Below are 19,158 nucleotides of genomic sequence, written 5' to 3' on the forward strand. Positions count from 1 at the left end.
TAGGAGCACCCCCTTAATGAGCTTCGGCGCCGATGAAGAGATCCTTCAGGATTTCCTGGTTGAGGCCGGCGAGATTCTAGAGCAACTGTCCGAGCAACTGGTCGAGCTGGAAAGCCGTCCGGATGATGCGGATTTGCTCAATGCAATTTTTCGCGGTTTTCACACTGTAAAAGGGGGCGCCGGCTTCCTCCAGCTCAACGAGCTGGTGGAGTGCTGCCATATCGCCGAGAACGTGTTCGACATCCTGCGCAAGGGTGAGCGTCGCGTCGACTCGGAACTGATGGACGTGGTTCTCGAAGCGCTGGACGCGGTGAACAGCATGTTCAGCGAAGTCCGCGAACGCAGCCCGATCACGGCTGCGACACCTGAACTGCTCGCGGCGCTGGCCCGTCTGGCCGAGCCGCAATCGGCTGACGAGGTGGCTGCTGCACCTGTTGCCGCCGTGGTCGAAGCGTCTGTGGCTGAAAGCGAATCGGGCGATATCACCGACAATGAATTCGAACAACTGCTGGACTCGCTGAACGCCGTCAAGGCCCAGGCCGAGGCGCCGGCGGCTGTTTCTGCGCCGGTCAGCGATGAAATCACCGACGCCGAGTTCGAGTCGTTGCTCGATCAACTGCACGGCAAGGGCCAGTTCGCCGTTGACGCGGTGGTCCCGGCGCCAGCTGCGCCAGAGGCCCCGAAAGCGGCAGGCGACAGCTCCGATATTACTGACGAAGAATTCGAAGCACTGCTCGACCAACTGCACGGCAAGGGTAACTTCGCTGTCGATGCGCTCGAGTCGGCCATTGCTTCCGTGCCAGCACCTGCCGTGCCAGCCGCCGCAGCGGTCGGCAGCGATCTGATCAGCGATCACGAATTTGAATCGCTGCTCGATGAGTTGCACGGCAAAGGCAAGTTCAGCGAAGTCGGCAAGGCGACGGTTGCCAGCGGATCGAACACGTCCGTTGCCGCGCCGGCCGCGAAGGCTGCGGCGCCGAAACCGGTGACCAAGGCACCCGAACCAAAAGCTGAAACGCCGGCTGCTGCCGCTGCACCTGCTGCCGCCCGTGCTCCGGCCGCGCCACCGGCGGAAAAGCCGGCCAGTGAAGCCGAGACCACCGTACGCGTCGATACTGCGCGTCTCGACGAGATCATGAACATGGTCGGCGAGTTGGTGCTGGTGCGTAACCGCCTGGTCCGCCTGGGCCTCAACAGCGGCGACGAAGCCATGTCCAAGGCCGTGTCGAACCTCGACGTGGTCACGGCCGACCTGCAAACCGCGGTCATGAAGACCCGGATGCAGCCGATCAAGAAAGTCTTCGGGCGTTTCCCGCGCCTGGTTCGCGACCTGGCTCGCCAGCTCAAGAAAGAGATTAACCTGGAGCTGGTCGGCGAAGAAACCGACCTCGACAAGAACCTCGTCGAGGCCCTGGCCGATCCGTTGGTCCACTTGGTGCGCAACGCAGTCGACCACGGCATCGAATCGCCGGAAGAACGCGAAGCCTCGGGCAAGGCTCGTGGCGGCAAGGTCATCCTGGCGGCCGAGCAGGAAGGCGATCACATCCTGCTGTCGATTTCCGATGACGGCAAAGGCATGGACCCGAACGTCCTGCGTTCAATCGCGGTCAAGCGCGGTGTGATGGACAAGGATGCGGCGGACCGCCTGAGCGACACCGAATGCTACAACCTGATCTTCGCCCCGGGTTTCTCGACCAAGACCGAGATCTCCGACGTATCGGGTCGCGGTGTGGGCATGGACGTGGTGAAAACCAAGATTTCCCAGCTCAACGGCTCGATCAACATCTACTCGACCAAGGGCCAGGGTTCGAAGATCGTCATCAAGGTGCCGCTGACCCTGGCGATCATGCCGACGCTGATGGTCATGCTCGGCAACCAGGCATTCGCGTTCCCGCTGGTGAACGTCAACGAGATCTTCCACCTCGACCTGTCGACCACCAACGTTGTGGACGGCCAGGAAGTGGTGATCGTGCGGGACAAGGCACTGCCATTGTTCTATCTCAAACGCTGGCTGGTCAGCTCCGCCGCTCACGAAGAGCAGCGCGAAGGCCATGTGGTGATCCTTTCGGTGGGCACGCAGCGGATCGGCTTTGTCGTCGATCAACTGGTGGGCCAGGAAGAAGTGGTCATCAAGCCATTGGGCAAAATGCTCCAGGGAACGCCGGGCATGTCCGGCGCCACCATCACCGGTGACGGCCGCATCGCGCTGATTCTCGATGTTCCGAGCATGCTCAAGCGTTACGCCACACGGCGTATTTGATTCTGGTGGAGCGGGGCGCCTGGCCTCGCTCCAACTAATGGAGTGTTTATGGCAGTCAAAGTCCTGGTGGTGGACGATTCGGGGTTTTTCCGCCGCCGCGTCTCGGAAATTCTTTCAGCGGATTCCAATATCCAGGTCGTCGGCACGGCGACCAACGGCAAAGAGGCGATCGATCAGGCGCTGGCCCTCAAGCCCGACGTGATCACCATGGACTACGAGATGCCGATGATGGACGGCATCACCGCTGTGCGGCACATCATGCAACGCTGCCCGACCCCGGTCTTGATGTTCTCCTCGCTGACCCACGAAGGCGCCCGCGTCACCCTCGATGCGCTGGATGCCGGCGCGGTGGACTTCCTGCCGAAAAATTTCGAAGACATCTCGCGCAACCCCGAGAAGGTCAAGCAACTGCTGTGCGAGAAGATCCTCAGCATTGCGCGCAGCAATCGTCGAGTCAGCGCCTACAGCGCTCCGACGCCTGTCGCTGCACCAGCCCCGACGCCTGCGCCTTCCAGCGTTGGCAGTTTTGGCAGCAGCGCGCCCGTGCGTCCGGCACCGGCACCGATCCCTGCGCGTACGCATGCGGCCACTGCGTCGTCGCCCGCGCCGAAACGCAAAGCCTACAAACTGGTGGCCATCGGTACGTCCACCGGCGGCCCGGTTGCGCTGCAACGGGTGTTGACCCAATTGCCGGCCAGCTTCCCGGCCCCGATCGTGCTGGTCCAACACATGCCGGCCGCCTTCACCAAGGCCTTCGCCGAGCGCCTGGACAAGCTCTGCCGCATCAGCGTCAAGGAAGCCGAGGATGGCGACATCCTGCGGCCGGGCCTGGCGCTGCTGGCGCCGGGTGGCAAGYAGATGATGATCGACGGCCGTGGCGCGGTGAGAATCCTCCCGGGTGACGAGCGTCTGAATTACAAGCCGTGCGTGGACATCACCTTCGGTTCGGCAGCCAAGTCCTACGGCGACAAAGTTCTGGCGGTGGTCCTGACCGGCATGGGCGCCGACGGCCGTGAAGGCGCGCGCCTGCTCAAGCAGGGCGGCAGTTCGATCTGGGCACAGGACGAAGCCAGTTGCGTGATCTATGGCATGCCGATGGCCATCGTCAAGGCTGAACTCGCCGACGCGGTGTACAGCCTCGACGACATTGGCAAGCACCTGGTCGAGGCCTGCATCTGATGGATGTTCTAAGCCTGATCGGCATCATCATGGCCTTCGTCGCCATCATCGGCGGCAACTACCTTGAAGGCGGTCATCTTGGCGCCCTGRCCAACGGCCCGGCAGCGCTGATCGTGCTCGGCGGCACCATTGGCGCCGCGCTGCTGCAATCGCCGATGAGCGCCTTCAAGCGCGCCATGCAGATCCTTGCCTGGATCCTGTTCCCGCCCCGTGTCGACCTGGCCGGTGGCATCGACCGCGTAGTGAACTGGAGCCTGACCGCCCGCAAGGAAGGCCTGCTCGGCCTTGAAGGTATCGCCGACGCCGAGCCCGACAACTACGCGCGCAAAGGCCTGCAACTGCTGGTTGACGGTGCCGAGCCGGAGGCGATCCGCAGCATTCTGGAAGTGGATTTCTACACCCAGGAAAGCCGCGATGTCGAAGCGGCCAAGGTCTTCGAAAGCATGGGCGGCTATGCGCCGACCATCGGCATCATCGGTGCGGTGATGGGCTTGATTCACGTCATGGGCAACCTGGGCGATCCGTCGCAACTGGGTAACGGCATCGCCGTGGCCTTCGTCGCCACCATCTACGGCGTGGCCAGTGCCAACCTGGTGCTGCTGCCGATTGCCGCCAAACTCAAATCCATCGCGTTGCGCCAGTCGCGTTATCGCGAAATGCTGCTGGAAGGACTCCTGTCGATCGCCGAAGGTGAAAACCCTCGCTCCATTGAGTTGAAGCTGCAAGGCTTCATGGATTAAGGGAATAAGCTCATGGCACGTCGTCGCCAGCATGAAGAGCATGTAAACCACGAACGCTGGCTGGTGTCCTACGCGGACTTCATCACCTTGCTGTTCGCCTTTTTCGTGGTGATGTACTCGATCTCTTCGATCAACGAAGGCAAGTACAAGGTCATTTCCGAAGCGTTGATCGGCGTCTTTACCGATTCCGATCGTTCGCTCAAGCCCATCCCCATCGGTGACGAGCGGCCGAAGACCGTGACCCCGGCCAAGCCGCTGGTCAAGGACAGTGACCTGGTCGATGCCGGTGTCGCCGGCGCCAGCGATCCGCTCAAAAGCATCGCCGACGACATCAGTGCGGCGTTCGGTGACCTGATCAGCTCCAACCAGATGACCGTGCGCGGCAACGAGTTGTGGGTCGAGATCGAGCTCAATTCCAGCCTGTTGTTCGGCAGCGGCGACGCCATGCCCAGCAACATCGCGTTCAACATCATCGACAAGGTTGCGGCGATCCTGAAGCCATTCGACAACCCGATTCATGTCGAAGGCTTCACCGACGACCAACCGATCCGCACCGCGCAGTACCCGACCAACTGGGAACTGTCTTCGGCCCGCTCGGCCAGCATCGTGCGCATGCTGGCGAYGCAGGGGGTGAACCCCGGTCGCCTGGCGTCGGTGGGCTACGGCGAGTTTCAGCCGATGGCCAACAATGCCACCGCTGAAGGCCGCGCCCGCAACCGTCGCGTGGTGCTGGTGGTGTCGCGCAACCTCGATGTGCGCCGCAGCCTGACCGGCACCGGAACCGCCCATGCGCAACCGGATGCCGCATTGAAGCGTGCTGGCACACAAACTGCACCGACCCCGGTCAAGTCGCCGGTACGAGAGAGCGCCGTCAATTCTCCGTCACCCGCATTAACACGTTGAGCTATTTCTCGGCCGATCCATTCGGCCGGGAGGAACAATCCGAATGAGAGTCTGGGCAGTCGCCAATCAAAAGGGTGGTGTTGGTAAAACCACTTCCTCCATCGCTTTAGCCGGTTTACTGGCGGAGGCGGGCAAGCGCGTGGTCGTGGTCGATCTCGACCCCCACGGCTCGATGACCAGCTACTTCGGCTACGATCCCGACGCCCTGGAGCACAGCAGCTACGACCTGTTCCTCCACAAGGGCAACGTGCCGCAAGGCCTGCCGGGTCAACTGCTGCTGTCGACCAGCGACGAACGCATCTCCCTGTTGCCCTCCAGCACCGCGCTGGCCACCCTTGAGCGCCAGTCGCCGGGGCAGAGTGGTTTGGGCCTGGTGATTGCCAAGAGCCTGGCGCAACTGTGGCAGGACTTCGATTACGCGGTGATCGACAGCCCGCCCTTGCTCGGCGTGCTGATGGTCAATGCCTTGGCGGCGAGCCAGCAACTGGTGATCCCGGTGCAGACCGAACACCTGGCGGTCAAGGGCCTTGAGCGCATGGTCAACACCCTGGCGATGATCAACCGCTCGCGCAAACAGGCGTTGCCGTTCACCATCGTGCCGACGCTGTTTGACCGAAGGACCCAGGCGTCCCTCGGCACGTTGCGCGTGCTGCGCGACAAATTCCCCGACGAAATCTGGCAAGGCTACATCCCGGTGGACACGCGCCTGCGCGATGCCAGTCGAGCGGGGCTGACGCCTTCGCAATTCGACGGCAAGAGCCGTGGCGTCCTCGCTTACCGTGCGTTGCTCAAGCATCTGCTGGCGGCACAACTTGTTCCGCAGGTGGCGTGACATGAGCCCAATTCCTGTAGGAGCGAGCTTGCTCGCGATGGTCGTCAACGATGACGCGGGAAACCTGACACCCCGTGGCGCTCTCAGGTTCATCGCGAGCATGCTCGCTCCTACAGGTGCGTGCTCATGAACCGGCCATTGAAGACCACTTCGCGCCCGCAACTGGCCTTGCAGTCCTACCTGGACAGCCTGCTGCAGGAAGTGACTGAAGAATTGACGCTGCCCGTAGAGGCAGTGGCCGAGGAGATCGCCGCCGAAGCCGTGCTCGACGAGTTCCAGGCAGCGGTGCTCGAAGAACAGGCCCGGGATGCCGCCGCGACTGTAACGGCCGCCCCGGCACGGGCATCGGTTGCGCCAGTGGTCAAGGCGGTTATCGAAGCGCCGGCACCCGTCATGGCGCCGGTCTCGACCATCGCGCCGTTGCTGCAGGTCCTGGTCCCTCCCCCGGTCGAGGTACAGCCCGCCGTCGTCGAGGTACAGCAGACGCTGGTTCCGCCCGTCGTCGAAGTGCACCTGCCACCGAGCAACACGCCGCCACCGGTCGAATCCGACGGTCGTCCGTCCTGGGCCGCCGAACCGTTCGAGTGCCTGCTGTTCGATGTCGCCGGATTGACCCTGGCAGTGCCACTGGTGTGCCTGGGGTCGATCTATTCCCTGGCCGGTCACGAGCTGACGCCGCTGTTCGGCCAACCCGAATGGTTCCTGGGCATCCTGCCGAGCCAGGCCGGCAACCTCAAGGTGCTCGATACCGCACGTTGGGTCATGCCCGACCGTTATCGCGACGATTTCAAGCAGGGTCTGCAATACGTCATTTCCGTCCAGGGCTACGAGTGGGGGCTGGCGGTGCATCAGGTCAGCCGCTCGTTGCGCCTGGATCCGAACGAAATCAAGTGGCGCAGTCACCGTGGTCAACGGCCATGGCTGGCGGGCACGGTGATTGAACACATGTGTGCGTTGCTCGACGTTTCCGCGCTGGCCGAGTTGATCGCCAGCGGCGGCGCAAAGCACATGGACGGCCACAAGCCGACCCACAAAACTACATAACGGAACAACACCGCCAGGGCGGTTTCTTGAGGGGATCAGGGTATGAATGACAAGGCGACGGCGGCAAAGGGTTCCGAAGATCCGATCCTGCAATGGGTCACCTTCAAGCTGGACAACGAGACCTACGGCATTAACGTGATGCGCGTCCAGGAAGTCCTGCGTTACACCGAAATCGCCCCGGTCCCGGGTGCCCCGAGCTACGTGCTGGGCATCATCAACCTGCGCGGCAACGTCGTTACCGTGATCGACACCCGCCAGCGCTTCGGCCTGATGAATGCCGAGATCAGCGACAACACCCGTATCGTCATCATCGAAGCCGACAAGCAGGTGGTCGGGATAATGGTCGACAGCGTGGCCGAAGTGGTTTACCTGCGTCAGTCGGAAATCGAAACCGCGCCGAACGTGGGTAACGAAGAGTCCGCCAAGTTCATTCAAGGCGTGTGCAACAAGAACAACGAATTGCTCATCCTCGTCGAGCTCGACAAGATGATGAGCGAAGAAGAATGGTCGGAACTGGAGAGTATCTGATTGATTCTCGAGGTTGCGGTCATTGTCCTGTTCCTGTTTTGGGCAGGTACGCTGGCAATGTTCCTGGCGTACATTCGCGGTCAAGAGCAGATCGCCGCACAACAGACCCAAGGCGATGCGCTGCGCGATCAGCGCATCAAGGACCTGGGCAAACGCGTCGACGATTACCAGAACGGCAACGTGCGCATGGGTGAAGACTTGCATGAGCTTCGCGCGGTGGTCGGGCCGTTGCCAGACAAACTGGCACAGTTGGAACAACGCGATCCTTCAAGCCTGTCGTTTGCTCAGGCAGCGCGGTTAGTCGGAATGGGCGCCAGCGTCAACGAACTGACCCAGTCCTGCGGCTTGACCCAGGCGGAGGCGGAGTTGATGAGTAAGCTTCACAAGAACTGAGTTTTGCGATCTGGCTGATGTCGCTTTCGCTGGCAAGCCAGCTCCTACAGGTTCACGCCGATACCGAACTGTAGGAGCTGGCTTACCAGCGAAGGCGTCCTCGAAATTTCAGTAGTCTTCCCCAGGATCCGACGCATTCCTCTCTATCCTCAGACGGGTACTACTCCGTCGTAGCCTCCTGCCTATCGCTTTTTCAGATCCCGCTATCTTGTGATTRCAACCCGCCATCAGTAGGTTGAGCATCTTGTTCAAACCTATTCAGTGCCAGGAAGGCTTATGCTCGACATTTTGCGCGGTACACCGCTGTGGGTTCATGCGGTTTTTCTGATCCTGACTTATTACGGTGTCATTGCCTGCTTCAAGAATCAGGTGTCGAAAAGGGCATTGCAGATATCGCCCGTGATATTCGTGACCCTGTCCCTGGCTTCGCTGAATCTCTCCCAAGGTGTAGTCATTCCACTCTCGGCCTATGTAATCGGGTTATTGGCGGGATGGTTGCAGGCACTGCGCTTTTTCTCGTACAGCAATGTGCAGCGCGAGGGGGAACATCTGGTTCTGCCTGGCACAATCAAGGTACTGATGGTGTATTGGGGCTTCTTTGCATGGCGTTACTACCTTGGCTGTCAGGCAGCGATGTATCCGGAAATGGCCAATGAATTACCGATGACGGCATGGTCGGCACTGGGGGCTGGCCTTATCAATGGATTGATTGTCGGTCGCAGTCTCAAGCTTTTGCGCTTTTTTGTAGGAGCTGGCGTAAGTGTATAGCCAACACACGTTCATATGACCGACGGTGTGTGGTTCTGCTCGTCGACTGCATCCAGTATTTGCCGTACCCGATCTGTAACAGACATGTCCCCTCAAGCTTCAAGGCAGCACAAGTAAGCACAGGCAGCCATTCCTGATGCCTGGCCAAGCTCCGTTCGGGAACGCCTCCCTCATCATACTGAACTGCCCAAGCCAGAAACTCCGGCTTTGCTTGACCGGAGCGTTTTATCTCTCGACGTTTCAGTCTCTCTGACGTTCGATATCTTCGTTTTAACCCAATATTTTGAAGCGCTTTTACAGATGGCGATACATATATTCAGTATTTAATCGGCTCAGAGGAGTGTTCAATAAGCGTATCCCGTTCTAATGTAGGGAATGACTTAAATTTTTCGGCCTCGGCCTTATGTAAAGGAGATTCAGATGAGCAGTGTTCGTGACCGTACAACTGGTTCCATAATAGAGTTTGATCCTGAGTCAATGTATGGGTTCGTAACAATATCAAGCATTGCTGGTAAAAAGGCGCGATTTCGACAACAACAATATAATAGTCTGGGTTGGCCGGAAGTTGGAGTTCGGGTTTCTTACGTTCTTAATCAAATTGGARCAGGAGAAGATCCTCTCTACACTGCTGAAAATCTTCTTCGACTCCCCTGAGTGACAGCCACCCGTTGACGGATGGACTGATGGGCGGAGTGTGATAATCGCAGGCGGGTATAGACAGGATTTTATGAGGGTTATCTGATCAAAACGTTGCCGTGACAGATATCGATAGGATGGTGCTTTCATTCTGATGTTGTAGTGGTGATATCACGCTCCATCTTCGGCGCCTCCGGATCCTGCCCCGCCGGAAACTTCCCCTTCAAATTCCACGCAAACGCAATGATCTCGGCAATCGTCCGATACAGCTCCTGCGGAATGCTGTCCCCCAGTTCCATCCGCGCCAGCAATCTCACCAGTTCGGCGTTTTCGTAGATCGGCACTTCGCAGTCGCGGGCAATGCGCAGGATTTCTTCCGCCAGCGCTTCGTCGCCCTTGGCGGTGAGGGTCGGGGCGTGGGTGCCGTCGTATTTGAGGGCGATGGCCTGTCGTGGGGCGTTGGGGTTTTTCATGCGGTTTCGTCGACCCAGCGTTGTTCGAGGCGGGTTTGCGGGCCTTGGGGTGGTGTGCCGAGGTGGCAATCGAGGTCGCCGACGTTCAGGCCGGCGGACAGCAAACGGTCACGCAGCCCGGCGAGATTGCTTTCGATCAGGCTGGCGGTGTACGGCCGTTCGGCCCAGAGCTGGCTGGAGAGGCTGCCCTTGATCAGTTGCGCCTGGATTTGCAGCGGCCCCAGAGGTTCCATGACGAAGGCCAGTTCCACACGCCACAGCTGTTGCTTGGGTTCGCGTTCTTCGCGACGCTCCTTAGGCTGTTCGTTTTCGGGTGAGTCTTCACGCTGGAACTTGACCTGCAAGGGCACGATGTCTTGCATGCTGCGCATCGGGATTTCCAGCTGCCAGGTGCTCATCAGCCGCCCGTCGGCGGTTACGCCGGTCTGTTCCAGGCTCGACAGTTGATGGCTTTGCAGGCGTGAAACTGCGGCGGCGGCCAGGCGCAGCAGGTGTTCGAGGTCGTTTTCACCGTCGGAGCCTTGCAACAGGCGCTCGGGCAGCGGGAAACCGCTCGGCGACGGTTTGGCACTGACCTGGCCGAGCATGCCCAGGGCATTGCGGACAAAATTCGGCATGGCCTGGGCCAGGGTATTGGCGGCGATGATCGCGCCGAGGCTGGTGTTGGCCGGCAAGCCCTGACTCAGTTGCGCGACCAGTTTGAGCAAATCGCCTTTCATGTCCGGCGTTAGCGTCGGGTTTTGCCCGCTCAGCAGTTTGCTTTCGAGGAAAGCGCCGCTGCCGGCCAGCGCCAGCGCCAGGCCCTTGGCGGTGCTCAATTGCTGGACATCCGGCAGGCCGGCGAGCAGGCGGGCGGCGGCACTGCGCAGTTCGGCGGAGGTCTGGTCCGAGGCGGGAAGGTTCTGCAGCAGCTTGAGCAAGCCATCCAGCGAACCCTGGCGGCTTTGCTGATCGACCAGTTGCCGGGTCACCGCCAGTTGTTCCTGGCGGCTGCTCAGTGGCACGAATTTCACGGTCTGGGCGTCCTGCACCTGAGCGCTCAACAAGGTACCGATGCGCAAGGGCTGCGGACTGTCGATGTTCAGGGTGCTGCCGCTCAGTGCGGTATTGAGCAAGCTCACCATCGAGCGAAACACCATGGGCTGGCCGGGTACCTGCGGCAGCACTTGCGAGGTCAGCACTTTGCCCTGCAACAGAGTGCCGACGGGCAGTTGCGCGGTGTCGAGGCGGGTGAGGGTGGCGACGTTGGAGGCAATGGCCTGTTGTACCGTCACGGCCAGGCTGCCGGCCGAGGGCTGGGTGACGACCAGCGTGGTGCCCTGGGCCAGTGGTTGATTACTGGTGGTCTGGACCGTAGTCTGGCGGCCGCTGTCGAGGGTGACTTTGAGCAGCATCTGGAAAGTCTGATCCACCTGCTTGAGCGACAAGACTTCAGCCTGGGCGGTTTGACCGACGCTGATCAGCCCCTCCACCGGCGTCAGCAACTTGAGCAACTCACCGCTGACCACCGGCGGGCGTGACGTCGCCGGGAGGGATTGCGGTAGTGGGAGGATGTTCATTTCGCCTGTCATACGCGGTCACAACCTGAGGAAAATCCACTCTTTGGAGTAAGGTATGGCATGTATAATGCCGCGCCGTTGTATCCAAAAATGGCAAAACTTTGCAATTGTTTGACGCAGCTCTCTAGAACAAGACGTCATTGCATCTATGCTGCATCTCTTTAACGGCCGCGCCAGAGCCGACTTGAACCGTATAAGGCCCGTGAACCCTTGACCAGTCCTGTCCTGCAAACCGTTGCCCTTGCCTGTGAGCGAGACCTTCGGCTGCTCTTCGAAAATCTCGATTTGAGACTGGCCAGTGGCGAAATGGTGCAAATCAGCGGCCCCAACGGCAGCGGCAAGACCAGCCTGTTGCGCCTGCTCTCGGGGCTGATGCAGCCGACCGCCGGTCAGGTGCTGCTCAACGGCCAGCCGCTGAACGAACAACGCGGAGAGCTGGCGCGCAGCCTGCTGTGGATCGGCCATGCTGCCGGGATCAAGGACTTGCTGACGCCGGAAGAGAACCTGAGCTGGCTGTGTGCCTTGCACCATCCGGCGACTCATGCGGCGATCTGGCAGGCACTGGCCGCGGTCGGGCTGCGTGGATTCGAGGATGTGCCTTGCCACACCCTGTCCGCTGGTCAGCAGCGCCGCGTCGCCTTGGCGCGCCTGTATCTGGACAGTCCGCCGCTATGGATCCTCGATGAACCCTTTACCGCCCTCGACAAGCAGGGCGTGGCACAGCTTGAATCTCATCTGGCCGGCCACTGCGAACGTGGCGGCATGGTGGTGTTGACCACTCATCACACGCTGAGCCGGATGCCGGCCGGTTATCGCGACATCGATCTGGGGAGCTGGGCCGTATGAGTGTTTTCGGCCTGTTGGTCGCCCGCGAAGCTCGTCTGCTATTCCGCCGTCCGGCGGAGCTGGCCAATCCGCTGGTGTTCTTTGCCATCGTCGTTTCCCTGTTCCCGTTGGCGGTCGGTCCCGAGTCTCAATTGTTGCAAACCTTGTCTCCGGGGCTGGTCTGGGTCGCGGCACTTTTATCGGTCCTGCTCTCGCTGGACGGGCTTTTCCGCAGTGATTTCGAGGATGGATCGCTCGAGCAGTGGGTCCTTTCGCCGCACCCCCTGGCTCTTCTGGTTTTGGCCAAGGTGCTGGCACACTGGGCTTTTTCCGGCCTGGCACTGGTTTTGCTGGCGCCCTTGCTGGCGCTGATGCTCGGTTTGCCTGCCGCCTGTCTGCCAGTGTTGCTGCTTTCGTTGCTGCTCGGTACACCAGTACTGAGCCTGCTCGGTGCGGTGGGCGCGGCGCTGACGGTCGGTTTGAAGCGCGGTGGCCTGTTACTGGCACTGCTGATTCTGCCACTGTACATCCCGGTATTGATCCTTGGCAGTGGCGCCTTGCAGGCTGCCTTGCAGGGGATGCCGGCGACCGGTTATCTCCTGTGGCTTGGCAGCCTGACCGCCCTGGCGATAACCCTGACACCTTTTGCAATAGCCGCTGGCCTGAAGATCAGCGTCGGCGAATAATAATGAGGCCTGATCAAAATTTGATCACTTTTTTTGAAGAAAGGCAGACCCTGGCTCTTCACAGTAAAGAGCAACCGTGATGGAAACAGTATGAATTGGACGTGGTTTCACAAGCTCGGCTCGCCCAAATGGTTTTACGGCATCAGCGGCAAAATGTTGCCCTGGCTGAGCGTCGCGGCGTTGCTGCTGATCAGTGTTGGCGTGGTCTGGGGCCTGGCCTTCGCGCCGCCGGACTATCAGCAGGGCAATAGCTTTCGCATCATCTACATCCACGTCCCGGCCGCCATGCTGGCCCAGTCCATCTACGTGATGCTGGCCGTGTGCGGTATCGTCGGCCTCGTGTGGAAGATGAAACTGGCCGACGTCGCCTTGCAATGCGCGGCGCCTATCGGCGCGTGGATGACCGCGGTGGCGCTGGTCACCGGGGCGATCTGGGGCAAACCGACCTGGGGCTCGTGGTGGGTCTGGGATGCACGCCTTACGTCTATGCTTATCCTGCTGTTCCTGTACTTCGGTCTCATTGCGCTGGGCAACGCCATCAGCAATCGTGACAGCGCGGCCAAGGCCTGCGCGGTGCTGGCGATTGTCGGTGTGATCAACATCCCGATCATCAAATACTCGGTGGAGTGGTGGAACACCCTGCACCAGGGCGCGACCTTCACCCTCACCGAAAAACCGGCGATGCCTGCCGAGATGTGGCTGCCATTGCTGCTGACGGCGCTGGGTTTCTACTGTTTCTTCGGCGCGGTCCTGTTACTGCGCATGCGCCTTGAAGTGCTCAAGCGCGAAGCCCGGGCCAGTTGGGTCAAAGCCGAAGTGGAAAACAGCCTGGAGGTCGCTCGATGAGTTTTGCTTCATTCGGCGACTTCATCGCCATGGGTCATCATGGCCTGTATGTCTGGTCAGCCTATGGCATCTGCCTGGCGGTGTTGGTCCTCAACGTGGCGGCGCCGATCCTGGCCCGCAAGCGGTATCTGCAACAAGAGGCGCGTCGTTTGCGCCGGGAGAACGGCAAGTGAATCCGCTGCGCAAAAAGCGTCTTATCATCATTTTCGCGATCCTGGTCGGGGTCGGCGCTGCCGTCGGCCTGGCCCTGAGCGCCCTGCAGCAGAACATCAATCTGTTCTACACACCGACCCAGATCGCCAACGGTGAAGCCCCACAAGACACGCGCATTCGTGCCGGCGGCATGGTCGAGAAGGGCTCGCTGGAGCGTTCCAGTGATTCCCTGGACGTGAAGTTCGTCGTCACCGACTTCAACAAATCCGTGACCATCACTTATCGCGGCATCCTGCCGGACCTGTTCCGCGAAGGGCAGGGCATCGTCGCTCTGGGCAAGCTCAATGCCGATGGCGTGGTGGTGGCCGATGAAGTGCTGGCCAAGCACGATGAGAAGTACATGCCGCCGGAAGTGACCAAGGCGTTGAAAGACAGCGGTCAATCGGCTCCAACGCCCGCGAAGGAGGGTTGATCCATGACATCCGGCATCTTTATTCCCGAGCTTGGCCACCTGGCGATGATCCTGGCCCTGTGCTTCGCCCTGGCTCAGGCCGTGGTGCCGCTGTTCGGTGCCTGGCGCGGTGACCGCCTGTGGATGAGCCTGGCCCAGCCGGCCGCTTGGGGGCAATTCACCTTTCTGCTGTTCGCCTTCGGTTGCCTGACCTACGCCTTCATGGTCGATGACTTCTCCGTGGCCTACGTGGCCAACAACTCCAACAGCGCGTTGCCGTGGTACTACAAGTTCAGCGCCGTGTGGGGTGCCCACGAAGGTTCCTTGTTGTTGTGGGCCTTGATTCTCGGCGGCTGGACCTTCGCGGTGTCGGTATTCTCCCGGCAGTTGCCACAGGTCATGCTGGCCCGCGTGCTGGCGGTGATGGGCATGATCAGCACCGGTTTCCTGCTGTTCCTTATCATGACCTCCAACCCGTTCAAGCGCATCCTGCCGCAAGTGCCCAGCGACGGTGCCGACCTCAACCCCTTGCTGCAAGACATCGGCCTGATCGTTCACCCGCCGATGCTGTACATGGGCTACGTCGGTTTCTCGGTGGCCTTCGCCTTCGCCATCGCCGCGCTGATGGGCGGTCGCCTGGATGCCGCGTGGGCGCGTTGGTCGCGTCCGTGGACCATTGTTGCCTGGGCGTTCCTCGGCATCGGCATCACCCTCGGTTCTTGGTGGGCGTACTACGAGCTCGGCTGGGGCGGCTGGTGGTTCTGGGACCCGGTGGAAAACGCCTCGTTCATGCCATGGCTGGTGGGCACTGCACTGATTCACTCGTTGGCGGTCACGGAAAAGCGTGGCGTGTTCAAGAGCTGGACCGTGTTGTTGGCCATCGCCGCATTCTCCTTGAGTCTGCTCGGTACTTTCCTCGTGCGTTCCGGCGTGCTGACCTCGGTGCACGCCTTTGCCTCCGATCCGGAGCGCGGCGTGTTCATCCTGATTTTCCTGCTGTTCGTGGTCGGTGGTTCGTTGACGCTGTTCGCCCTGCGCGCGCCGGTGGTCAAGAGCCAGGTCGGCTTCAACCTCTGGTCCCGGGAAACCTTGCTGCTGGGCAACAACCTGRTGCTGGTAGTCGCGGCCTCGATGATCCTGCTCGGTACMTTGTACCCGCTGATTCTGGACGCCATGACCGGCGCCAAGCTGTCCGTCGGCCCGCCGTACTTCAACGCGCTGTTCATTCCGTTGATGGCGTTGCTGATGATGGTGATGGCGGTCGGCGTGATCGTGCGCTGGAAAGACACCCCGGTGAAATGGCTGGTGAGCATGCTCACCCCGGTCTTGCTCGGCAGCGCCGCGCTGGCAGTAGTGGCCGGCGTCGCCTACGGCGATTTCAACTGGGCGGTGCTCGCAACCTTCATGCTCGCTGCCTGGGTGCTGTTGGCCGGTGTGCGAGACATCTTCGACAAGACCCGCCACAAAGGGCTGATCAAGGGCCTGCCAACCCTGACCCGCAGTTACTGGGGCATGCAGGTTGCGCACCTGGGCATTGCCGTGTGTGCGCTGGGTGTCGTGCTGTCGAGCCAGAACAGTGCCGAGCGCGACCTGCGCCTGGCGCCGGGCGAGTCCATGGACCTGGCCGGTTATCACTTCATCTTCGAAGGTGCCAAGCACTTCGAAGGCCCGAACTTCACGTCCGACAAGGGCACCGTCCGGGTGATCCGCAACGGCAAGGAAGTCAGCGTGCTGCACCCGGAAAAACGCCTGTACACCGTGCAGAACTCGGTGATGACCGAAGCGGGCATCGACGCCGGATTCACCCGCGACCTCTACGTCGCCCTCGGTGAACCCTTGGGTAACGGCGCCTGGGCTGTGCGCGTGCACGTCAAACCGTTCGTGCGCTGGATCTGGTTCGGTGGTTTGCTGACAGGTTTCGGTGGATTGCTGGCGGCGCTGGATCGGCGTTATCGGGTCAAGGTCAAAAGCCGCGTGCGCGAAGCACTGGGCATGTCGGGAGCCACTGCATGAAGCGTTGGTTGATGTTGTTGCCACTGGCGATTTTTCTGGTGGTTGCTGTATTCCTTTACCGTGGGTTGTACCTGGATCCGGCCGAGCTGCCCTCGGCCATGATCAACAAGCCGTTCCCGGAGTTTTCCCTGCCGACGGTGCAGGGCGACAAGGCCCTGACCAAGGCTGACATTCTGGGCAAACCGGCGCTGGTCAACGTCTGGGGCACCTGGTGCATTTCCTGCCGGGTCGAGCACCCGGTGTTGAACAAGCTGGCCCAGCAAGGCGTGGTGATCTACGGCATCAACTACAAGGACGTCAACGCCGATGCCTTGAAGTGGCTGACGGACTTCCACAACCCGTATGTACTGGACATTCGTGACGACCAAGGCTCACTGGGCCTGAATCTCGGCGTGTATGGCGCACCGGAAACCTTCTTCATCGACGCCAAGGGCATCATCCGCGACAAGTTTGTCGGCGTGATCGACGAGCAGGTCTGGCGCGAAAAACTGGCGGCCAAGTACCAGGCGCTGGTCGACGAGGCCAAGCCATGAAGCGCTGGATCGCTGCCATTGTCCTGGGCTTGAGCCTGGCGGGCGTGGCCCACGCGGCCATCGACACCTACGAGTTCGCCAAGGAAGGAGATCGCGAGCGTTTCCGCGAGCTGACCAAGGAGCTGCGTTGCCCCAAGTGCCAGAATCAGGACATCGCCGATTCCAACGCACCGATTGCCGCCGACCTGCGCAAAGAGATTTTTCGCATGCTGGGCGAGGGCAAGGACAACCAGCAGATCATCGACTTCATGGTCGATCGCTACGGTGATTTCGTCCGCTACAAGCCTGCGCTGAACGCCAAGACCGCCTTGCTCTGGTTCGGCCCCGCCGGCCTGCTGCTGGGCGGTGTGGTGATCATCGCGGTGATCGTCCGCCGTCGTCGCGTGCAACGCGCCAGCACCCCGGGCTCGCTTTCTGCCGAGGAGCGCTCGCGCCTCGACCACCTGTTGGATAAAACCAAGAATGATTGATTTCTGGCTCGCTGCAGGTCTGCTGCTTCTGGTGGCCCTGAGTTTTCTGTTGATCCCGGTGCTGCGCAGTCGTCGTGCCCAGCGCGAAGAGGATCGTACCGCCCTGAACGTCGCGCTGTATCAGGAGCGCGTGGCTGAGTTGCAGACTCAGCAGGAAGAGGGCGTGCTCGATGCGGCGCAAATGGACGCCGGTCGCGCGGAAGCTGCCCGTGAATTGCTGGCGGACACCGAGGGCGTCGAAGCGCCGCAGGTCTCGCGCCTGGGCAAACCCTTGCCATTGCTGGCGGCCGTTCTGGTGCCGGTGCTGGGCCTGGGGCTGTACATGCATTACGGCGCCAGCGACAAGGTTGAGCTGACCCGCGAGTTCGYCCAGGCGCCGCAGACGATGGAAGAGATGACCAAACGACTGGAGCGCGCGGTTGCCGCACAACCGGATTCCGCCGAAGGCACGTACTTCCTCGGTCGCACCTACATGGCTCAGGATCGCCCGGCGGACGCGGCGAAGATGTTCGAACGCACGGTGAACCTGGCCGGCCGCCAGCCCGAGCTGCTCGGCCAATGGGCCCAGGCCCAGTACTTCGCCGATGACAAGAAGTGGTCGGACAAGGTCCAGGCCCTGACCGACGAAGCGCTCAAGACCGATCCGAAAGAAGTCACCAGCCTTGGCCTGCTCGGTATTGCCGCGTTTGAAAGCGAGCGTTATCAGGACGCCATCGATTACTGGAATCGCCTGTTGGCGCAGTTGCCGCCGCAAGACAAGTCTCGCGAGGCGCTGCAAGGCGGGATTGCCCGGGCCACGGAGAAGCTGGTGGCCAGTGGCGGCAAGGTTGCGCAGGCACCGGCGGCCAAGGCCTCGGCGTTGCTCAAGGTCAGCGTCGATCTGGCAGCGGACCTCAAGACCAAGGTCCAGCCTGGCGACAGCGTGTTCATCTTCGCCCGTGCGATCTCCGGTCCTCCGGCCCCGCTGGCGGTCAAGCGCATGACGGTGGCCGACCTGCCGGTGACCGTCGAACTGGGCGATGCCGACGCGATGATGCCGCAATTGAAACTGTCGAACTTCCCTGAAGTCCAACTGGTTGCGCGCATTTCCCGCGCCGGCAAACCGACCGCCGGCGAATGGATCGGTCGCAGCCAGCCCCTGGCCAGCAGCACCACTGCGCCGCAAACACTGACCATCGACAGCCCGGACAAATAACAGGAAAACGCAATCATGACCGCATTCGCTCGTATCACCCTGCTCAGCGTCGTTATGGGGTTAAGCGCTTGTGCGGTCCAGCAACCACCGGAACAACAGGCACCACCACCGTTCCCGCCGTCGCAGCCCAGCCCTACGCCATCGACTTCGCCTGTACCGAGCAAGCCGAGCATCCCGGCCAAACCCTCCAAGCCGTTGCCACGCACTTCTGCGAGCTTCGCGCCACCACCCGGGGGCAACAGCCATTGGGATCCGAAGCTTGGGGTGTATGTGCTCGATGATCAGCCCAATACCTTTTATCGCCAGCGTACCTATTACCGTTGGGATAACGGCTGGAGCCGGTCGATCAGTCCGAAGGGGCCGTGGGAGGAGACGGATATTCACGGTGTACCGGGTGGCCTGGGGCGGCAATTCGGGCAGTAACGCACTAAGGCGACTTTCGGGTCGCCTTTTTTGTGCCTGCTGAATAATCCGGTTCAACCCCCAATCCCTGTAGGAGCTGGTTTGCCAGCGAAGGCGGCCTGACAGCCGGCCTGTCTTTTGTTGACAGTGTGCATATCCGTTTCTGCGGTAACGGCGGCTGGCGGTTTCGCCCTTACGGCGAGTCCCTTTTGGCAAACGCCCCAAAAGGAACCAAAAGGTCTCGCCCCGAACGTACGGCCCCTCGCTAA

Annotated in this window: 22 protein-coding genes; 20 read left to right on the forward strand and 2 right to left on the reverse strand. The window is 61.0% G+C overall.

The genetic code is table 11. The annotated features are described in order from the left end of the window. The first annotated feature begins 16 nt into the window (after positions 1-16). The 10 genes from AC1DVH_RS02040 (at position 17) to AC1DVH_RS02085 (ending at position 9,301) form a co-directional block, all read left to right on the forward strand. Positions 17-2,260 (forward strand): chemotaxis protein CheA, encoded by a 2,244-nt coding sequence (locus AC1DVH_RS02040; protein WP_477752426.1) that lies wholly within the window; start codon positions 17-19, stop codon positions 2,258-2,260. Between the two features lie 48 nt (positions 2,261-2,308). Further along, on the forward strand, positions 2,309-3,439 hold the full coding sequence (locus AC1DVH_RS02045) for a protein-glutamate methylesterase/protein-glutamine glutaminase (protein ID WP_477752427.1): 1,131 nt from the start codon (positions 2,309-2,311) through the stop codon (positions 3,437-3,439). Next, positions 3,439-4,179, forward strand: a complete 741-nt coding sequence (locus AC1DVH_RS02050; protein WP_477752428.1) for a flagellar motor protein — start codon at positions 3,439-3,441, stop codon at positions 4,177-4,179. The genes AC1DVH_RS02045 and AC1DVH_RS02050 overlap by 1 nt, the downstream gene beginning before the upstream one ends. 12 nt (positions 4,180-4,191) lie before the next feature. Beyond that, positions 4,192-5,082 carry a flagellar motor protein MotD gene (gene motD, locus AC1DVH_RS02055; RefSeq protein ID WP_477752429.1) on the forward strand — a complete coding sequence of 297 codons (891 nt, stop codon included), beginning with the start codon at positions 4,192-4,194 and terminating at the stop codon, positions 5,080-5,082. A 43-nt stretch (positions 5,083-5,125) separates the two neighbouring features. Then, a complete protein-coding gene (locus tag AC1DVH_RS02060) occupies positions 5,126-5,914 on the forward strand; it encodes a ParA family protein (protein WP_008000390.1) in 789 nt (262 codons plus the stop codon). A 126-nt stretch (positions 5,915-6,040) separates the two neighbouring features. Next, a complete protein-coding gene (locus tag AC1DVH_RS02065) occupies positions 6,041-6,958 on the forward strand; it encodes a CheW domain-containing protein (protein ID WP_477752430.1) in 918 nt (305 codons plus the stop codon). A 42-nt stretch (positions 6,959-7,000) separates the two neighbouring features. Further along, on the forward strand, positions 7,001-7,486 hold the full coding sequence (locus tag AC1DVH_RS02070) for a chemotaxis protein CheW (protein ID WP_007980742.1): 486 nt from the start codon (positions 7,001-7,003) through the stop codon (positions 7,484-7,486). Continuing rightward, positions 7,487-7,879, forward strand: coding sequence for a DUF2802 domain-containing protein (locus AC1DVH_RS02075; RefSeq protein WP_477752431.1), 393 nt, complete (start codon positions 7,487-7,489; stop codon positions 7,877-7,879). A gap of 276 nt (positions 7,880-8,155) precedes the next feature. Beyond that, entirely contained in the window at positions 8,156-8,647 is a 492-nt protein-coding gene (locus AC1DVH_RS02080) for a hypothetical protein (RefSeq protein ID WP_477752432.1), read from the forward strand. Positions 8,648-9,067: 420 nt separating this feature from the next. Then, the gene (locus AC1DVH_RS02085; RefSeq protein WP_477752433.1) at positions 9,068-9,301 is read left to right on the forward strand and encodes a hypothetical protein; all 234 of its coding nucleotides are present in this window, start codon (positions 9,068-9,070) and stop codon (positions 9,299-9,301) included. Between the two features lie 128 nt (positions 9,302-9,429). Here AC1DVH_RS02085 and AC1DVH_RS02090 read toward each other — a convergent pair whose 3' ends face one another. Then, positions 9,430-9,756, reverse strand: coding sequence for an EscU/YscU/HrcU family type III secretion system export apparatus switch protein (locus AC1DVH_RS02090; protein ID WP_477752434.1), 327 nt, complete (start codon positions 9,754-9,756; stop codon positions 9,430-9,432). Beyond that, positions 9,753-11,327 carry a flagellar hook-length control protein FliK gene (gene fliK, locus AC1DVH_RS02095; RefSeq protein ID WP_477752435.1) on the reverse strand — a complete coding sequence of 525 codons (1,575 nt, stop codon included), beginning with the start codon at positions 11,325-11,327 and terminating at the stop codon, positions 9,753-9,755. The genes AC1DVH_RS02090 and fliK overlap by 4 nt, the downstream gene beginning before the upstream one ends. A 198-nt stretch (positions 11,328-11,525) precedes the next feature. On the opposite strand from fliK, the gene ccmA reads away from it, so the two are divergent. The 10 genes from ccmA (at position 11,526) to AC1DVH_RS02145 (ending at position 18,910) form a co-directional block, all read left to right on the forward strand. Further along, on the forward strand, positions 11,526-12,161 hold the full coding sequence (ccmA, locus tag AC1DVH_RS02100) for a cytochrome c biogenesis heme-transporting ATPase CcmA (RefSeq protein ID WP_477752436.1): 636 nt from the start codon (positions 11,526-11,528) through the stop codon (positions 12,159-12,161). After that, positions 12,158-12,826 (forward strand): heme exporter protein CcmB, encoded by a 669-nt coding sequence (ccmB, locus tag AC1DVH_RS02105; RefSeq protein ID WP_007980754.1) that lies wholly within the window; start codon positions 12,158-12,160, stop codon positions 12,824-12,826. The genes ccmA and ccmB overlap by 4 nt, the downstream gene beginning before the upstream one ends. 90 nt (positions 12,827-12,916) lie before the next feature. Beyond that, positions 12,917-13,672 carry a heme ABC transporter permease gene (locus tag AC1DVH_RS02110; protein ID WP_007980756.1) on the forward strand — a complete coding sequence of 252 codons (756 nt, stop codon included), beginning with the start codon at positions 12,917-12,919 and terminating at the stop codon, positions 13,670-13,672. Then, complete coding sequence (ccmD, locus tag AC1DVH_RS02115) at positions 13,669-13,845, forward strand: heme exporter protein CcmD (RefSeq protein ID WP_092271396.1); 177 nt, start codon at positions 13,669-13,671, stop codon at positions 13,843-13,845. The genes AC1DVH_RS02110 and ccmD overlap by 4 nt, the downstream gene beginning before the upstream one ends. Further along, complete coding sequence (ccmE, locus tag AC1DVH_RS02120) at positions 13,842-14,297, forward strand: cytochrome c maturation protein CcmE (protein ID WP_477752437.1); 456 nt, start codon at positions 13,842-13,844, stop codon at positions 14,295-14,297. The genes ccmD and ccmE overlap by 4 nt, the downstream gene beginning before the upstream one ends. Positions 14,298-14,300: 3 nt before the next feature. After that, positions 14,301-16,289 carry a heme lyase CcmF/NrfE family subunit gene (locus tag AC1DVH_RS02125; protein ID WP_477752438.1) on the forward strand — a complete coding sequence of 663 codons (1,989 nt, stop codon included), beginning with the start codon at positions 14,301-14,303 and terminating at the stop codon, positions 16,287-16,289. Then, complete coding sequence (locus AC1DVH_RS02130; RefSeq protein WP_477752439.1) at positions 16,286-16,822, forward strand: DsbE family thiol:disulfide interchange protein; 537 nt, start codon at positions 16,286-16,288, stop codon at positions 16,820-16,822. The genes AC1DVH_RS02125 and AC1DVH_RS02130 overlap by 4 nt, the downstream gene beginning before the upstream one ends. Then, positions 16,819-17,292 carry a cytochrome c-type biogenesis protein gene (locus tag AC1DVH_RS02135; protein ID WP_477752440.1) on the forward strand — a complete coding sequence of 158 codons (474 nt, stop codon included), beginning with the start codon at positions 16,819-16,821 and terminating at the stop codon, positions 17,290-17,292. The genes AC1DVH_RS02130 and AC1DVH_RS02135 overlap by 4 nt, the downstream gene beginning before the upstream one ends. Next, positions 17,285-18,487 carry a c-type cytochrome biogenesis protein CcmI gene (gene ccmI / locus AC1DVH_RS02140; RefSeq protein ID WP_477752441.1) on the forward strand — a complete coding sequence of 401 codons (1,203 nt, stop codon included), beginning with the start codon at positions 17,285-17,287 and terminating at the stop codon, positions 18,485-18,487. The genes AC1DVH_RS02135 and ccmI overlap by 8 nt, the downstream gene beginning before the upstream one ends. A gap of 15 nt (positions 18,488-18,502) precedes the next feature. Further along, positions 18,503-18,910, forward strand: coding sequence for a hypothetical protein (locus AC1DVH_RS02145; RefSeq protein ID WP_477752442.1), 408 nt, complete (start codon positions 18,503-18,505; stop codon positions 18,908-18,910). Positions 18,911-19,158 lie beyond the last annotated feature (248 nt).

The organism is Pseudomonas sp. P4_C3, assembly GCF_056402075.1.

What these genes read in the sequence shown, in the direction of transcription:
- AC1DVH_RS02040 (WP_477752426.1), top strand. Translation starts at nt 17, where the DNA reads ATGAGCTTCGGCGCCGATGAAGAGATCCTTCAGGATTTCCTGGTTGAG.
- AC1DVH_RS02060 (WP_008000390.1), top strand. Translation starts at nt 5,126, where the DNA reads ATGAGAGTCTGGGCAGTCGCCAATCAAAAGGGTGGTGTTGGTAAAACC.
- ccmB (WP_007980754.1), top strand. Translation starts at nt 12,158, where the DNA reads ATGAGTGTTTTCGGCCTGTTGGTCGCCCGCGAAGCTCGTCTGCTATTC.
- fliK (WP_477752435.1), bottom strand. Translation starts at nt 11,327, where the DNA reads ATGACAGGCGAAATGAACATCCTCCCACTACCGCAATCCCTCCCGGCG.
- AC1DVH_RS02080 (WP_477752432.1), top strand. Translation starts at nt 8,156, where the DNA reads ATGCTCGACATTTTGCGCGGTACACCGCTGTGGGTTCATGCGGTTTTT.
- AC1DVH_RS02070 (WP_007980742.1), top strand. Translation starts at nt 7,001, where the DNA reads ATGAATGACAAGGCGACGGCGGCAAAGGGTTCCGAAGATCCGATCCTG.
- AC1DVH_RS02135 (WP_477752440.1), top strand. Translation starts at nt 16,819, where the DNA reads ATGAAGCGCTGGATCGCTGCCATTGTCCTGGGCTTGAGCCTGGCGGGC.
- AC1DVH_RS02145 (WP_477752442.1), top strand. Translation starts at nt 18,503, where the DNA reads ATGACCGCATTCGCTCGTATCACCCTGCTCAGCGTCGTTATGGGGTTA.
- AC1DVH_RS02130 (WP_477752439.1), top strand. Translation starts at nt 16,286, where the DNA reads ATGAAGCGTTGGTTGATGTTGTTGCCACTGGCGATTTTTCTGGTGGTT.
- ccmD (WP_092271396.1), top strand. Translation starts at nt 13,669, where the DNA reads ATGAGTTTTGCTTCATTCGGCGACTTCATCGCCATGGGTCATCATGGC.
- AC1DVH_RS02065 (WP_477752430.1), top strand. Translation starts at nt 6,041, where the DNA reads ATGAACCGGCCATTGAAGACCACTTCGCGCCCGCAACTGGCCTTGCAG.
- AC1DVH_RS02110 (WP_007980756.1), top strand. Translation starts at nt 12,917, where the DNA reads ATGAATTGGACGTGGTTTCACAAGCTCGGCTCGCCCAAATGGTTTTAC.
- AC1DVH_RS02090 (WP_477752434.1), bottom strand. Translation starts at nt 9,756, where the DNA reads ATGAAAAACCCCAACGCCCCACGACAGGCCATCGCCCTCAAATACGAC.